The organism is Komagataeibacter rhaeticus (assembly GCF_011611525.1).
Lineage (GTDB): Bacteria > Pseudomonadota > Alphaproteobacteria > Acetobacterales > Acetobacteraceae > Komagataeibacter > Komagataeibacter rhaeticus.
This window is the reverse complement of record NZ_CP050141.1, coordinates 1-13,375: the sequence shown is the minus strand read 5'-3', so window position 1 is coordinate 13,375 and position 13,375 is coordinate 1. Positions and strand designations below refer to the sequence as shown.

General features: G+C 59.7%; 17 protein-coding genes and 4 pseudogenes. 5 read left to right on the top strand and 16 right to left on the bottom strand.

What is annotated here, in order from left to right:
- Positions 1 to 76: 76 nt before the first annotated feature.
- From GWK63_RS16920 to traA, 9 genes and pseudogenes are all read right to left on the bottom strand, one after another.
- Positions 77 to 778: pseudogene (locus GWK63_RS16920) on the bottom strand (Fic family protein); the annotation flags it as partial.
- Positions 779 to 1,092: 314 nt separating this feature from the next.
- The gene (locus GWK63_RS16915; RefSeq protein ID WP_025439951.1) at positions 1,093 to 1,761 is read right to left on the bottom strand and encodes a DUF6118 family protein; all 669 of its coding nucleotides are present in this window, start codon (positions 1,759 to 1,761) and stop codon (positions 1,093 to 1,095) included.
- A 292-nt stretch (positions 1,762 to 2,053) separates the two neighbouring features.
- Entirely contained in the window at positions 2,054 to 2,446 is a 393-nt protein-coding gene (gene vapC, locus GWK63_RS16910; RefSeq protein ID WP_007396299.1) for a type II toxin-antitoxin system VapC family toxin, read from the bottom strand.
- On the bottom strand, positions 2,443 to 2,637 hold the full coding sequence (locus GWK63_RS16905) for a type II toxin-antitoxin system VapB family antitoxin (RefSeq protein WP_010512461.1): 195 nt from the start codon (positions 2,635 to 2,637) through the stop codon (positions 2,443 to 2,445). The genes vapC and GWK63_RS16905 overlap by 4 nt, the downstream gene beginning before the upstream one ends.
- A 64-nt stretch (positions 2,638 to 2,701) precedes the next feature.
- Positions 2,702 to 3,124: a type II toxin-antitoxin system VapC family toxin gene (locus GWK63_RS16900; RefSeq protein WP_007396297.1), complete on the bottom strand. Its 423-nt coding sequence runs from the start codon at positions 3,122 to 3,124 to the stop codon at positions 2,702 to 2,704.
- Complete coding sequence (locus GWK63_RS16895; protein ID WP_039733231.1) at positions 3,121 to 3,372, bottom strand: FitA-like ribbon-helix-helix domain-containing protein; 252 nt, start codon at positions 3,370 to 3,372, stop codon at positions 3,121 to 3,123. Before GWK63_RS16895 ends, GWK63_RS16900 begins: the two co-directional genes overlap by 4 nt.
- A gap of 86 nt (positions 3,373 to 3,458) precedes the next feature.
- Positions 3,459 to 3,638: a toxin-antitoxin system HicB family antitoxin gene (locus tag GWK63_RS16890; protein WP_240471409.1), complete on the bottom strand. Its 180-nt coding sequence runs from the start codon at positions 3,636 to 3,638 to the stop codon at positions 3,459 to 3,461.
- 80 nt (positions 3,639 to 3,718) lie between these two features.
- Positions 3,719 to 4,141 carry a putative toxin-antitoxin system toxin component, PIN family gene (locus tag GWK63_RS16885; protein ID WP_007396294.1) on the bottom strand — a complete coding sequence of 141 codons (423 nt, stop codon included), beginning with the start codon at positions 4,139 to 4,141 and terminating at the stop codon, positions 3,719 to 3,721.
- A 46-nt stretch (positions 4,142 to 4,187) separates the two neighbouring features.
- Entirely contained in the window at positions 4,188 to 7,565 is a 3,378-nt protein-coding gene (gene traA / locus GWK63_RS16880; protein WP_166498088.1) for a Ti-type conjugative transfer relaxase TraA, read from the bottom strand.
- A 96-nt stretch (positions 7,566 to 7,661) separates the two neighbouring features.
- Between traA and GWK63_RS16875 the strand changes: the two genes are divergently transcribed.
- The 3 genes and pseudogenes from GWK63_RS16875 (at position 7,662) to GWK63_RS16865 (ending at position 8,847) form a co-directional block, all read left to right on the top strand.
- Positions 7,662 to 8,021 (top strand): conjugal transfer protein TraD, encoded by a 360-nt coding sequence (locus GWK63_RS16875; RefSeq protein ID WP_191011408.1) that lies wholly within the window; start codon positions 7,662 to 7,664, stop codon positions 8,019 to 8,021.
- A gap of 64 nt (positions 8,022 to 8,085) precedes the next feature.
- Positions 8,086 to 8,352: a conjugal transfer protein TraD gene (locus GWK63_RS16870; protein WP_053323887.1), complete on the top strand. Its 267-nt coding sequence runs from the start codon at positions 8,086 to 8,088 to the stop codon at positions 8,350 to 8,352.
- A pseudogene (locus GWK63_RS16865) lies at positions 8,345 to 8,847 on the top strand (MucR family transcriptional regulator). The gene GWK63_RS16870 and the pseudogene GWK63_RS16865 overlap by 8 nt, the downstream one beginning before the upstream one ends.
- 301 nt (positions 8,848 to 9,148) lie before the next feature.
- Here GWK63_RS16865 and GWK63_RS16860 read toward each other — a convergent pair.
- The 3 genes from GWK63_RS16860 to GWK63_RS16850 all read right to left on the bottom strand — a co-directional run bounded on the left by GWK63_RS16860 (position 9,149) and on the right by GWK63_RS16850 (position 10,221).
- The gene (locus GWK63_RS16860; protein WP_007396313.1) at positions 9,149 to 9,490 is read right to left on the bottom strand and encodes a BrnA antitoxin family protein; all 342 of its coding nucleotides are present in this window, start codon (positions 9,488 to 9,490) and stop codon (positions 9,149 to 9,151) included.
- Positions 9,459 to 9,755, bottom strand: a complete 297-nt coding sequence (locus GWK63_RS16855) for a BrnT family toxin (protein WP_010518357.1) — start codon at positions 9,753 to 9,755, stop codon at positions 9,459 to 9,461. Before GWK63_RS16855 ends, GWK63_RS16860 begins: the two co-directional genes overlap by 32 nt.
- A 139-nt stretch (positions 9,756 to 9,894) precedes the next feature.
- The gene (locus tag GWK63_RS16850) at positions 9,895 to 10,221 is read right to left on the bottom strand and encodes a hypothetical protein (RefSeq protein WP_139064245.1); all 327 of its coding nucleotides are present in this window, start codon (positions 10,219 to 10,221) and stop codon (positions 9,895 to 9,897) included.
- Here GWK63_RS16850 and GWK63_RS16845 point away from each other — a divergent pair.
- Positions 10,220 to 10,384 carry a hypothetical protein gene (locus GWK63_RS16845; RefSeq protein WP_166498087.1) on the top strand — a complete coding sequence of 55 codons (165 nt, stop codon included), beginning with the start codon at positions 10,220 to 10,222 and terminating at the stop codon, positions 10,382 to 10,384. The two genes, GWK63_RS16850 and GWK63_RS16845, sit on opposite strands and share 2 nt — an antisense overlap.
- Before the next feature lie 356 nt (positions 10,385 to 10,740).
- Here the strand turns inward: GWK63_RS16845 and GWK63_RS17435 are convergent, their stop codons facing one another.
- The 4 genes and pseudogenes from GWK63_RS17435 to GWK63_RS16830 form a co-directional block, all read right to left on the bottom strand.
- Positions 10,741 to 11,505 carry an isopenicillin N synthase family dioxygenase gene (locus tag GWK63_RS17435; RefSeq protein WP_317983811.1) on the bottom strand — a complete coding sequence of 255 codons (765 nt, stop codon included), beginning with the start codon at positions 11,503 to 11,505 and terminating at the stop codon, positions 10,741 to 10,743.
- Between the two features lie 73 nt (positions 11,506 to 11,578).
- Positions 11,579 to 11,656: pseudogene (locus GWK63_RS17500) on the bottom strand (hypothetical protein); the annotation flags it as partial.
- Positions 11,657 to 11,890: 234 nt separating this feature from the next.
- On the bottom strand, positions 11,891 to 12,295 hold the full coding sequence (locus GWK63_RS16835; protein WP_007396285.1) for a DUF2442 domain-containing protein: 405 nt from the start codon (positions 12,293 to 12,295) through the stop codon (positions 11,891 to 11,893).
- Complete coding sequence (locus GWK63_RS16830) at positions 12,279 to 12,527, bottom strand: DUF4160 domain-containing protein (protein ID WP_223846616.1); 249 nt, start codon at positions 12,525 to 12,527, stop codon at positions 12,279 to 12,281. The genes GWK63_RS16835 and GWK63_RS16830 overlap by 17 nt, the downstream gene beginning before the upstream one ends.
- 75 nt (positions 12,528 to 12,602) lie before the next feature.
- On the opposite strand from GWK63_RS16830, the pseudogene GWK63_RS16825 reads away from it, so the two are divergent.
- A pseudogene (locus GWK63_RS16825) lies at positions 12,603 to 13,004 on the top strand (transposase); the annotation flags it as partial.
- Positions 13,005 to 13,375: the final 371 nt, after the last annotated feature.

The following is a 13,375-nucleotide window of genomic DNA, read 5'->3' as shown; positions in this document are numbered from 1 at the left end:
TGACGATCACGCACAGTCCTCAAACTGGGGAATTTTCAACCAGCACATTTGGGGAGATTACAACCAGCACTCACAACTTATGACGGGTGATGTAGCGCGACAGATAGAGGATCGGGATATCTAGAAGTTCTGTCCGGGTCAGATACAGCACGTTCAGGATCCGTCCGATCCGGCCATTTCCGTCCGGAAAGGGATGGATACTCTCAAACTGATGGTGGATCAGGGCCATCTTGATGAGGGGATCCAGATCACACAGCCCGTCATCATTCACGAACCGCTCCAGATCCGACATGTACCGGATGATTTCCCGGGCATCCTGGGGTGGCACAAACACAACTTCACCCGTCCGTTCGTTCTTCAGGGCTGTTCCTGGCGTGGTCCGAAATCCATCTTCCCGTCTCTTGAGCATCTGGAAAATCGCGATCAGCCCCGTGTTCAGAAGCAGACCGTCCGTCACCTTCAACTGCCGGAAGCCCAGATGCAGGGCATCGCGATACAGGGCGACTTCCTTGGCCGCGACAGAGTCCGGTCCTTCAGGAAACAGTTCCGCCTGAAAGAGCTCATCCTGGGTCGTGACGATGTTCTCCACCTCGGATGACGCCTTTGCTTCCTGCAAGGCCAGCGTATCGATCAGGATCCCCTGATTGGGAATGGTCGCAGCCCGTCCCTTCAGTTCTGCTAGCGCCCGGTTAGCCTTGGCCAAGGCCTTGAGGACTGGAACCGTTTCCAGATCCACCTGAGGTGGCAAGCGATGAATCTCGTAGGTGGGCGTTAACATGATCATTCTTACGTGTTAGAAAAACAGGTAATTAATAACACGTTTTCCTGCCATGTAAAAGAAACCGAAGTTCCTTTAACGCGACATTTCTCCGCCATTCCATTGTTGCAACCTGGGTTATGGCTAAAGGGGCTCGGGTTTTCGCAGCCCCTTTCCTGCATGCCCGTACCAACGGTGCAATGATGTATGAAGACCAGATATTTATGGGTAGGCGTAGTGTCGGTTCCGGGTATGTCTATGAGTCGTAGTCGAGAAGACCGTCAGGTCGCAAAACGGTTGGTCTGTCCAATACGGTTGTCAGGGCCACGTTCGTCCTACGACCCACCCGGCCGGATGGTCAGGACACAGGGCTGATCCACCTTCGTCTCGTTGGCTGTTTTCTGGCAGGCGGCGATCCGGTCCTGACTGGCATCCACAAGCCGGTTGGCCCGGACCATATGCCGCAGGCTTTCGGGATTGTCGGCCTCCATCATCAACGCACCGGATTCCCACCGATCCTGCCCGCCCACGATAAAGGAGGCCACGCGCGTCCCCAGTGATGACGGCAGGAGATAGGTCAGGATAGGCGAGAACCCGATCCCGACAGCCAGACAGGCCAGCCCGACCTTCAGCACCCACCAGTTCTGACGGTCCTGGGTGCGCGCCTGCCCGACAATGTCGGTCAGCTGCTGCCGCTCCACCTGCACCGCACGGATCGCGGTATGAAAGGCAGCCTGCATGTCCTGACTGACAGAAAGCCCTGCCTGGCGTACCCCCTGCCCATAGGCCTGCGGCGTCATCTTCAGCGTCGGACTGGCCTCGATCGCCTTCATGCGCGCGCCCACTTCATTCAGGGCTTTCACCAGTCTGGCCAGGTCCGGTGTGTAGTCTGGCGGCCGGTTGTCCCGCCATGCCTGGGGCAGCGCTTCCACGCTGCGCCGGAGCACCGTCATTTCGGCGCACAGATCCTCAAAGGCGCGCGCGGCCGGATCCGTCTCGCTCATGATGGAAAGCCCCCTCATCCAGATTCAGTTTTCCGGCACGTCCAGACGATCATCATCCTGACCAGCCTCTTGCGTTCCGGCCCTTTCCTGCTTCCCGAAAAGCAGCCGCCTTCGCCCTTCTTCCATTGCCAGGAGCGTAAGCCTGTTTGGCCGACTGTCTGAAGCCGCGTTCTGAATAGTCCGTCGCAATCTTTCCGCATTACGCGGACTACTCAGAAGATGCGCTGTCTCCTGACAAACGGCTTGTTCTTCTTCCTGCACAACATCCCTCCCCCGGTAGCCTGCCCCCCGATCAGGCAGCCCGTTCCAGCCCCAGATGTGTCACAAACGGATCAAAGTCCCGGTCACTGTAAAGAAGCCGATACCCGCTTACGATGCATCGTGTGGCAATCAGGGTATCAATGGTCTTCCGGATGGTGATGCCTCTGCCGCGCAGGTCACGAAAATATCGTGCCGCCTCGATCATGACATCACGTCCCCCGATCTCCACCAGATCCAGGGCACCAAGCATCCGCCGTGCCGTGTTGAAATCCCGCTCACTCGCAAATCCCTGGAGAACTTCCGTCATCATCAGATCCCCAATGGCGACAGGTTCTTCTCCCAGAAGCCGGTCCAGAACATCAACCTGTGGCGTCACCGTACCCCGGAAAAAATCGATCCAGACCGAGGAATCCACCAGGATCATGCGTCGGAACGCATGGCATCCAGATCACCCTGCCAGTCGAGCTTCCCCCGCAAGGTACGGAGTTCCCGCTGCTGCTTCAGCCTGATCAGCGTCCGCAACCCGAGTTCGACCGCTTCCTTCTTGGTTTTGACACCAGACGCCTTCAGCGCATCTGTCATGAGGGCATCGTCAATGATGATGTTTGTTCGCATGATGTGTATCTCCAATAGAAATCATACACATTAAATCATCCGCTCTCAAGCATGCCGCAGGACATCAGGTATCCTCCCACGGATTGAGAACCCGCACACCAGCCGCCTCGAAAGGAGACACGTCGCGGCTGGCCACGACATAACCCCGGGATGCAGCGGTTGCTGCAATATAGCCATCTGCCTTGCCAATCGCCCGACCTTCTGACCTGGCCCGCACCATCAGTTCGGCATAGGCCTGGGACGCCGCCAGATCGAACGACAGGACACGCCCCGCGAACAAGGGCAATACCTCCTGTTCCAGCCGCTCATGCAGTACAGAACGCCGCCGACCAGACGGCATCGCCCCGATCCCGAAACGCAGTTCCGCCACCGTGACGGCAGACAGAAAAAGCGTCTCGATCGCCTGTCCATCGATCCAGGCCAGAACACGCTGCTCCGGGACGGGCTTCCACGGCTCCGAGATCACATTTGTATCGAGCAGGATCATTCGAAGGACATCGGCTCGGCCGGGGTCTGATCGCGGCTCTGCAAGGCCGCAATATCCTGATCACACACACCGGCCTCCCGACCGATGGACGCCAGAAGCGATCCCAGCCGGACCCGCTGCGGCGGCCGGACGGCCGCTTCCAGAATGGTCCGGATCTCCGCTTCCGTACTGCGTCCATGCAGCATGGCCTGCGCCTTCAGCGCCCGATGCGTCTCTTCCGGAAGATTACGAATAACCACAGAAGACATGACAGGACTCCTCATTTCTCAAGATTGATATCATAAATATCATTTCGATATTTTTCCAGAAAAACCCTATATCCCCTCATCCAGATTCAGTTTTCCGGCACGTCCAGACGATCATCGTCCCTGATCTGCCCCTTTGTTCCGATCCGCTCCAGAAGCGCTTTGGCACGAGCAGGCGTGGTCCGTGTCGCCCGTGCGGAAAAATACCGTTCCGCTTCTGCCTGCCCACCCAGCCGGGCCGCGACAGCCGTCGCAACAAAAAGGTTCATGCTGACACCTGAAAGCGCCGCCTGACGCGTTGCGGCTTCCCGCATATCTTCCGGAAGCCGAAGCTGGATTTTACTGCTACTCATCCTCTCATCCTTCGCAAAAGAACACCTGGCCGCACTGCTGGAATACCGAACCGTGATACGGCCCGCTGCATGTCTTTCAGATTGAACGTGGCGATCGCATCCGCATTCCCGTTGATCGCTGTCTCAACCACAAGTTCATCATCACCATGCGCACCTGTCGGTCGCCACCTGTAATCAAAAGAAACCGGCACGCAGCACCCTGCAAGTCCATCAAGAACCTCCAGAACTTCATCCCCCTGAACGCCCATTCGGAAAAGATTTTCAGAGCGACGCAACACCGCCTCGTATTCGACCAGGAGGGTCGTGGAGAGCAGCAGACTGAAATTCCCATCCAAGGCCCCCAGCAAAAGCTGCCGGGACGCTCCGTCCGGTGACATGAATCCCGAAAGAACAACATCCGTATCAAGAACAACGCGCATAGTGACATCATATATGACGTCACTGGTTAACGTAAATCAAAATCTCCTACATCCCCATATCCATATCCCGCCCCCTGGAGCGCGACAGCGAGCGCGTGCGCTGCGGCTGCAATCCATGATCGAGCGTCGATCCCTTCCGGACGCCCAGTTCGTGCCCCTTCTGCCGCAGGAGGGACTCAAGCGGCGCGTCCCGCTGCAGCTCCTTAAGCGCCACACCCTGCTGCTCGCGGCTCAGCCCGTCCCACGCCTTCACGAACCGCGCAGCCCGCAACTCGGGGGAATGCCGCACCTTGTCCTCGTGCTCCAGCCCCTCGACCAGCCTGCGCGCCCGTGCCGGCCCTTCCAGCCCGTACAGGGCCTGCCGGATCTCCGGCTCATGCTTCACGGCGGTTTCCAGAGCGATCACCGCCCCGGGCCGTAGCCGTTCCAGGGCCGTGCTGGCGTCAAGCCATGCCTTCTTCTGGTGCTCCAGCACCGGCAGGTCCTGCTCCACCATGCGCCCGATGTCCCGCACCGCCCGCGCATACTGCTCCACCGCCTGGTGGAGCGGATCACCACCCGGCACAAACCCGCCCAGCCCGGCAGGCACCTGCGCGCGCTGCACACGCGGCAGCCGCAACCCGGCAAAGGGCGAGGCGGGAGCTTCACGCTCAACCCCACTTTCCCCCTTACTGGCCCCGGCATTCATCCCGGCCGACACGTCTTTTTCCGATGTGCGACGACCAAGCCTCACGGACAGGTCCAGCCCGTCGAACATCCCACGCTTCCGCTGTGCCGGTGCCGGATCTGGCGTACGGACAGCTTCGGCCTGCCTGTCCTTCTGGGGGCCAGAGGCAGCCTTCTCACGCTCCACCACGATCTCGCTCTCGGGGACATGCAGCTCGCGTCGTCGCGCAAACCCGGCATCCCGATCCCGGACATGCAGGTAATCCAGCGTGGTATCCTTCAGCCGCTCGCGCGACAGCCGCCGCACCAGCCCGTCCCGGTCGCCGACATCATCCCGGCCCCAATGAACGGACACGCTCTCCCGGTGGCGCGACAGCGCCACATAGGCCCCGTGCCGGTCCAGGCTCCCCGTCGCCAGCACATGCGCCCGGTCCACCGTCACACCCTGCGATTTGTGAATGGTGGCCGCATAGCCATGATCCAGCGCGTCATAATCAGCCACCGACACGGACACGACCCGGCCAGTCCCGGCACCACCCGGCCCGTCGAGCTGCACCGACAGCACGAGATCCCCGGCCTCGACCGACCCCGTGATGCCCCGCACCGTGCCCAGCGTGCCGTTCTTCACCCCCAGCGCCCGGTCATTGCGCAGGAAGTAGATACGCTCCCCGTCCGCGAACACCCGCTCGCCCTGGGCGGTCGGCACCAGCACATCATCACCCAGTTCACCCGCGTCCCGCCGGATCTCCCGCGCCGCCTCGTTCAGCGCCCGCACATCGACACGCCGATGCGCCAGCATGATCTGGCTTTCCTCTGGCGCGGCCTGACGCGCTTCATCCCACCCGGCCACTACCCCGGCCCGCGCCTCTTCCAGCGTGTCATGCCCGCACACCAGGCCGGCCGCCTCATAGCGCTCCAGCGCCCTATCCGTCCGCCCGGTTGCAAGCTCTTTCGTGGCCGCCTGCTGCCAGCCTTCACGCTGCCGGCGCACCGTCGTGATTTCCACAGACCCGACCCGCTCGGCTACCGCCCGGAACGCACCACCAGCCTCGATCGCCTGCAACTGCTCGGGATCACCCACCAGCACCACCTTGGCCCCGGCACCACGCGCGGCCGACAGCACCCGCTCCATCTGCCGTGACCCCACCATGCCGGCCTCATCCACCACCAGCACATCCCCGCGCTCCAGCAGGTCGAACCCACGCGCCCACGCACGCTCCAGGGAGGCCAGCGTCCGGCTCTCGATCCCGGACCCGGATTCCAGCCCTTCCGCTGCAATCCCCGACAGCGCTGCCCCGCGCACCCGATACCCGGCCTCTTCCCATGCCGCGCGGGCGACACCCAGCATGGTGCTCTTCCCCGTCCCGGCATACCCGACCACCACGGACAGGTCGCGGGACTTCGTGACCTCGCCCACCGCCAGCGCCTGCTCGTCCCCAAGCCCGTCCCGCGCCATCGCCGCCCGACGCACCGCCAGCGGCACCGCATGACCCTGGGACTGTCCCATCGCGAGCGATGCCTCTTCCAGACGCTGCTCGACCCCGATCATCTCCCATGTGGAGAACCGTTCCCGCCCATGACCATCTTTCCCGAGCGCGACCAACTCTGGACACGCCTCCACCCGAACCATGACAGCACTGAACTGTTCTGCGTCTGCCGTATGCCGGTCCACGAACCGCGCCAGGTCCCGCCGGGTAAACGTGCTCTGCTGTCGCGTCAGCGCCTCCAGCGCCACATGCGGCTCGGCCAGCAACCTTTCCCCATTGCGCCGCGCGATCTCCAGATGATCGGCAACCCGCTCCGCGTCCTCGCCCCGCTCTTCCCGGCGCATCCCGGCCGGACCGATCTTGTTCTGTGGCTCAAGGTCGATCCCCTGTGCGGCGAACGACCGATGGTCGATCCGCACATCGAGGTCCAGCTCGGCCAGCCGTTCATTGGCGAGCGACGCCCACCGCTCCCGCCATGTCAGCAGCAGATCCCTGTCATTCCATGAACGCTCTTTCGCACCGAACCCGATGGAAGGCTGATCCTGCGCCAGCCCCAGGCCTTCATGCCGCAACCGTGCCGCAGCAATCAGTCGCGCTGTTCTTCCAGCCGCTGCAAGCGCTTCTCCAGCGTCGAGAGCTTCAGCAGGATGCCGCGCTGCGTCTCCCGAATTTCCGTCAGCAGACGGATCATGAGCTTGAGTGGATCGTCCTCCCCTTTCTGCTCCATCAGGTCCAGGATCCGGCGTGATGTCGTATGCGCCCCCGCCGCCTCGTTCAGGATGCGGGATTCCGTCTCGTCTTCCATGCACAGCCTCTCCGGTTCTGACTTCGATCCGCCGCGTGGACAGCATCACATGGGCATGGGGCTTCGCCTGTCCGTCTTCGCCAATATCCCAATGCACATTGAGATCGGCCACCATGCCGCGTTCCACGAACTGCTCCCGCACGAAATCCCGTGCCAGCGCGATCCCCTGCGCCTGGGTCATTTCGCGCGGGATTGAAAACTCTACTTCGCGGGCAAGCTGGGCATCCCTGCGCTTCTCGATCGCCTCGACCTCGTTCCATAGGGTCGCACGATCAAGAAACCGTTCCGGCGCGCCATCGGGCAGCAGGATCTCGGAATGCACCACGCCGCTCTTGTTGGAAAAGTCATGGTCGCGATCTAGCCGCAAATCATGCAGGCGGGACGCTGCACGATAGGCTGCCGCCGCCACGGCGCTCCGGCCGGTGGCACGGCTGATGACCTTTGCATGCAGGTGATAGATCGCCATGGACGCGATCTTATCACATCCTTTAAGCGCATGTCACGAAGTGACATATAAGCGCGCACTCACATTTTACTGTGCCACAAGGGTTGATTGCTCTGGATGAGTGACGCGGTTCTCGCCTGTGTGATAGAGTATGGCACAGACCAGCAGGACAGAGGACCGGAAATGCGCAGGCCACGGGACATTGATGCGGAACTGAAGGCGCTTCAGGAAAAGACCAGGCAGCTTAAGGCGCAAAAAACCCTCCAGCTCGGTGAACTGGTCGAGGCGACGGGAGCCGATACCCTGTCCATCGAGGCGCTGGCCGGGGTGCTGCTTGCGGCTGTCGAACAGGCGGACGGCAAACCCGAAGCCGTCGCGAGGTGGACCGAACGGGGGACGGCGTTCTTTCAGGCCTGTGCAAAAAAGGGCGGCCGGAAAGGAACCGGAAACGATCAGAACGGAGCTTCTGGCGCTTGAAAGACGGATCAGGAAGCAGGAAGCCCTGATCCATCGCTATCAGGCACGAAAGGCACGCACCGACATGCGCGACTGGGCGAAGGCGCGACGGGAACGCACCCATCATCTGATCGAACTGGGCGGCCTGGTCCAGAAGGCGGGACTGGTCGATCTGACCGATGATGACCGCGCCACCCTGCTCGGGGCTTTTCTGGATATTGCAGGACAGCTCCAGGGCAGCAATGATACTGCTCCGGTTGACCTGAAAGCACGCTGGAGACGTGCGGGGCTTCATGCCTTCGACAGGGACCGGGAACATGACAGGACAACAGGCAGACGTGACCATGACTGACCACGAGACACGATCATCCGAAGCTGACACGCTGCGGGAGCTTACGACCCGGATTGTCGCTGCCTATGTCAGCAGCAATACGGTTCCGGCGGATACCCTGCCAGGCCTCATCGCCTCGGTATTTCAGGCGCTTGGCGGTCCGGGACAGGCGACGACCGGAACACCGGATATGGTGCCGGCCGTACCTGTGAAAAAATCCGTGTTTCCAGACTACATTGTCTGTCTGGAGGACGGGAAAAAAATGAAGATGCTCAAGCGCCATCTTCGTACTGTCTATGGCATGACACCCGAGCAGTATCGGGAAAAATGGGGCCTGCCTGAAAGCTACCCGATGACCCCCCATCCTACGCAGCCCGACGCTCTGCCCTGGCACAGGAGATTGGACTAGGGCGGGTCATCAAGGCGACACCGGCCCCTTCGGAAACATCAGGAACTGGGGTGCCGGTCACACGCCTGCCAGAGAAGAAACGCGGACGCAGGCCAAAACTGGCCTGAAGGTCCAGACCGGGAGAAACGGGACATGAAGGCATGGGCCGCCAGCCTCGGCAGGGATAACCCGCTCCCCCTGCCACAACCCGGGCAATAAGGGGGACGCTCTCGCACACCGCAGGAAGGTAACGAGGCGTACATTGGTCACGGCTATCCGTCAGGTCATACCGGATCAGATCGGTGGTTACGACGAAATCCTCGGCCGCTTCGTCACTGTGCAGCGAGGGCATGGACCTGTTTTTGCTGCTCATGGTGGTCGATCTCCTTCTCGTGCAGGAAAGTGGGCAAAGAAAGGCCACAGCCACTCTTATGCGTGTACCGTCTTCCCGCGCCGTGAAGATCGTGCAGATCCCGCGTCTGTTTTCGTGGGCGCCTTACGTAAGGCGCGATTCATAATTTCACGCAGCGCATCATTCATACGTGTCTGATAGCCAGGCCCGTCCTTCTCGAAGAAAGCCACGACATCAGCGTCAAACCGCACGGTTTTCTGCACTTTACGGGGTCGATAGAAGCGCCCCCGTTCCGCATGTGACCAGTCACGAATTTCTGGGGCTTCATCATCCGTCACAATCTGATTGTCAGGCATGGCCTCCACAGCCCGTAACGCCTGAAGCAGTTCAGAGTCCATTTTCGTATGCTTTGCGCTCATGGGCAGTTGCCTTTCTTACGCTGATAATACGACCGTATTCTTCGCCATCCTCCTCGTCTTCCACGGGTTCTGTATGAACGACGAAGAGAGTTGTGATGCCCCGTATCTTCCCTATGGTTCGCCACCTGTCCCCATCTGGATGGGGATCAGGGACAGACAATGCGAGCGGATCGCCGTCGAGAACAAACCTGCCGGTTTCCAGAGGTAGCTTATGCTTCTCCCTGTTTTTTGAATCCTTTTCAGGATCCCATACCCATATGGTCACAATCCGCTCCAGTAGTTACGGAATTGTAGTTACAACAGTATGATTTTTCAAGCCCGCATTCCTGCAACGGATTAACTCAATTCCCGATGACAGGATTCTACCACAGGCTCCCAATGTTCTCTGCCGAAGCAAGAAAAACTCAGTCTTCCTGTTGAGATATCAGCCGGATCTGGGCGATCATTTCATCGGCTGTGATCTCTCCGCACTGGCGGGCATCCATGATTGCGGTGAGCGAGCGTATATCTGTGCCCACCTTATGTAACGATAACGTAATAATTATCTGCGGGTTTCCTGTGGCCGGAAAACTCATATCCCTCCCTTCCCCTGCTTCAGCGAAACGTCCTGATCCCATCGAACATGGACATTGTCGATGACGCACAGGGTTCTCGGGCGCTGCGGTCACCAGAAACACGTGGACACAGACCGGAACGGGCCTGATGATCCGGCCTGGGAGGAACACCATCATGGAAACAGGTCATTCCGATCGGGAAGCCGAAAAGAACGAAGCGACACGCCAGGCACTGGCCCAGGCGGATGCCGGATTGTTCATCAGTGGTGAAGCGGTGAAGGCATGGGCGGCCAGCCTCGGGACCGATCATCCCCTTCCCCTGCCTGAACCCGGGCAATAAGGCGGTCGGAGTTCCGTAGAAGGGTGAATGTGACGGTCTATCGCAGGCCGGTGACAAGGACCGCTGCGCCTGGCGCCAGGGCAGCTGTCGGTTTTCTGGATCCTGACCCTTCGATTTCGTCCTCCCAATTATGGAAAATCATTGGAAAGCCGCCATTGTCAGTGTCGCTAATCGGACCCCCCTTTAATATGTCTGTCCATGGCCTACACCTTTCTCCAGTCCCGGCACCCCACAACGGTCGGGCGGGAAAAAAGAGTCACTGGCCCACCTCCACAGACCAGTCTGCCAGCCTTACGACAGACCATTCCTGATCGCATCCCACGGACCACCCACCCGCACGATGGAAGCCTTCTGCCTCAGTGGCGCTGGTTTTTGTGCCCGTATGTCGCTTGCAGTCTTTCCTGCAGGTAGTCATGCCCGGTGACAGGCGGATAATGCGCATGCTCGCCGGAACGGGTTACGATCGGCTCGACCAATGCATCCGCATCGGGATCGAGGAAGAAAGCGATCGAATACCGCTCGCCTGCAGGGCGCAATACCCGATGCGGGGTCGAGACATACACATCATTGCTCCACCGCATCAGGCAGTCACCGATATTGCAGATGAACGTGCTGGGAATCAGCGGGGCGTCTGTCCAGTCGCTACCGCGCGGACGTACCTGCAGACCCGATACGCCATTAACCGCAAGGATCGTGACATTGCCGTAATCGGTATGGGCACCCGCCCCCGGTGCCGTGCTGGCCTGTTGCGCGGGCGGATAGCGCAGCAGGCGTAGCGTGGCCATGGGATGCCTGAATTTATCGACAAAGAAATCCTCATCTACCCCCAGATCACGGGCAAAACCGCGATGCAGTGCCGCGCCGATATCGAGGCAGGTGGCGAAATATGCCATCATCAGATCCTGCCATCCCGGTAGAGCAGGCCATGCGTCCTGGCCACCAGGCTGGTTAGGGCTGATGTTGAAGGCCTCCTTACGGTCGGGCAGGGAAGTCGTATCAAGCCGTTCGACCCCCAGCCCCACATAGCCCCGATTCCGGCCCACGCGGCTCATGGCCACGGCTTCCTTGGCGGCGGCGGGCTGGGCGAAGAACGTGTGCGAGGCCTCGAAGAGCTTCGCTATCTATCGTATCGGGAGATACCCCGTGGCCGGTAATGTAGAAAAAGCCGGTCTCGCGGCAGGCCCTGCCGATGGCGCTGGCCACGGCCTCCCGCTCCGCATCGTTACCCTGGCGCAGGGGGGCAATGTCGATAACAGGAATGTTATGGGTCATGGGACTGCTCCTATTTACCTCAGGACCGGCACAAAACCGTTACAGGTCCAAAATGCATAAGAGTATTTTTTTAAATCTTACATAATGGAATTTTAAATGTATACATTCGTTATTTATATATCTTTTAGTAATTTTTGCTATTTTTTTGGTGTCTGTGAACTTTGGTCTTGTATTGATACATTTTAATTGTGTGGTATTTTAAAAAAATAATTTATTATTACCTCAATATGTGAGTTATGCGACCTTTCTTGGTCGGCCGCCTTTGACACCATTTCGACGTGCCGCTGCGGCTTTTGCTGGCGATGCCTGTCGGCCTGCCTTTGCCGCCATGTAAGCACGGGACCCAAACAGGCCCGCCATCAGTTCCGGCACCAGTAGGTCAGCATCCAGTGCCTCCCAGTGCAGGCCGTAGCCACCCATGATTTCGACCTGGGCCAGTTGCTCTGGCGTTGCTCTCTCAAGGCCCTGAGCCTGTGAGGCAGGGAATTCAAAGCGGGTGCCATTGGACAGCTCAACGGTTACGCGCCCTGTCGTGGCATCGTACCCAGCAGCAATCGCCTGGGGCACTGTCTCACGCCGAATGCGACCACGTTCATAAGCGGCATCCATCTGCTTTTCGATGTCATGATCGTTGCGCATCAATCGTCCTCCATGCGGCCAATAGGGCTTCGCGTTGTTCCACCGCGATCCTGAACGCTTCGCGTACGTCTGCTCGCTTCACGCCGGGGGCAATCTCCCGGATCGTTGCCTCGGTTTCCCCAAGGTTGATGATGATTTCACGGCCATCATAGAACACATGGATATGGGCCGGATCATGGTCATTTGCATAGATCATGAACCTGAAGCGACCCACTCGGTGAACTGTTGGCATGGTCACATCCTACCACAAAACCCAACACGATGGGTATTTTTATTATGACCAGGGTAGGGATCGGTACATAGAACGGGCACAGATATACGCTGTGTCGTCACCAACCTGCGTGGCGGGAATGCCGGATGGCTTTACGACACCCTCTACTGCGCCCGGGGACAGGTGGGAAACCTGATCAGGCTGCACAAGGGGCAACTGGCCTCAGACCGGACAGGCTGTCGCTCGTCTCGCGCAAATCAGGTCCGCCTCGTGTTGCACACCGCCGCCTACTGGCTGATGCTGACGGTGCGCGAGGCCATCCCCAGACCCCAGCCGCTCGCTACGGCCGAATTCACCACGTTACGCATGCGCCTGATCAAGGTCGCCGGCCGGGTTATCGAGACCGCAACCCGGGTTCGCATCGCATTCGCCGCAGCATGCCCCGAAGCCGCACTCTGCGCCGGTATCGCCCGGGGTCTGCAACCCGTCGGACCGTGACAGGCGGGGCTGTCGCCCCCGAACCCGCCCCAGCCCGCCAACTCAAGCGCCGACCAATCCTCACTCTGAAATCAGCCTCCAGGATCGCGTAGACCCCGCGCGTCCAGAATCAGGAAACCTCAAAAAGTCACAACCCGTGAATAAGACGGGCTAGTCACTGCATACCCTCTCTTGGCACTGTCTCGGCCCCGTTCTGGTACCTGACTGACACCGCATTCGGGGCTGCATTGGACCCGGCCTACTAGGGGCTCTTCATACACCATTGCACCGTTGGTGCGGGCATGCCCAAAGGGCTTGTGAGTGCTGGTTGTAATCTCCCCAAATGTGCTGGTTGAAAATTCCCCAGTTTGAGGACTGTGCGTGATCGTCAT

Excerpts from the sequence above, each read along its gene's own strand:
- GWK63_RS16875 (WP_191011408.1), top strand. The coding sequence starts at position 7,662 with ATGAGTGACGCGGTTCTCGCCTGTGTGATAGAGTATGGCACAGACCAG.
- GWK63_RS16915 (WP_025439951.1), bottom strand. The coding sequence starts at position 1,761 with ATGAGCGAGACGGATCCGGCCGCGCGCGCCTTTGAGGATCTGTGCGCC.
- vapC (WP_007396299.1), bottom strand. The coding sequence starts at position 2,446 with ATGATCCTGGTGGATTCCTCGGTCTGGATCGATTTTTTCCGGGGTACG.
- GWK63_RS16905 (WP_010512461.1), bottom strand. The coding sequence starts at position 2,637 with ATGCGAACAAACATCATCATTGACGATGCCCTCATGACAGATGCGCTG.
- GWK63_RS16890 (WP_240471409.1), bottom strand. The coding sequence starts at position 3,638 with ATGAACCTTTTTGTTGCGACGGCTGTCGCGGCCCGGCTGGGTGGGCAG.
- GWK63_RS16870 (WP_053323887.1), top strand. The coding sequence starts at position 8,086 with ATGCGCGACTGGGCGAAGGCGCGACGGGAACGCACCCATCATCTGATC.
- GWK63_RS16845 (WP_166498087.1), top strand. The coding sequence starts at position 10,220 with ATGGAAACAGGTCATTCCGATCGGGAAGCCGAAAAGAACGAAGCGACA.
- GWK63_RS16885 (WP_007396294.1), bottom strand. The coding sequence starts at position 4,141 with ATGCGCGTTGTTCTTGATACGGATGTTGTTCTTTCGGGATTCATGTCA.
- GWK63_RS16895 (WP_039733231.1), bottom strand. The coding sequence starts at position 3,372 with ATGTCTTCTGTGGTTATTCGTAATCTTCCGGAAGAGACGCATCGGGCG.
- GWK63_RS16860 (WP_007396313.1), bottom strand. The coding sequence starts at position 9,490 with ATGAGCGCAAAGCATACGAAAATGGACTCTGAACTGCTTCAGGCGTTA.
- traA (WP_166498088.1), bottom strand. The coding sequence starts at position 7,565 with ATGGCGATCTATCACCTGCATGCAAAGGTCATCAGCCGTGCCACCGGC.
- GWK63_RS16830 (WP_223846616.1), bottom strand. The coding sequence starts at position 12,527 with ATGCCAACAGTTCACCGAGTGGGTCGCTTCAGGTTCATGATCTATGCA.
- GWK63_RS16900 (WP_007396297.1), bottom strand. The coding sequence starts at position 3,124 with ATGATCCTGCTCGATACAAATGTGATCTCGGAGCCGTGGAAGCCCGTC.
- GWK63_RS16850 (WP_139064245.1), bottom strand. The coding sequence starts at position 10,221 with ATGATGGTGTTCCTCCCAGGCCGGATCATCAGGCCCGTTCCGGTCTGT.
- GWK63_RS16835 (WP_007396285.1), bottom strand. The coding sequence starts at position 12,295 with ATGCGCAACGATCATGACATCGAAAAGCAGATGGATGCCGCTTATGAA.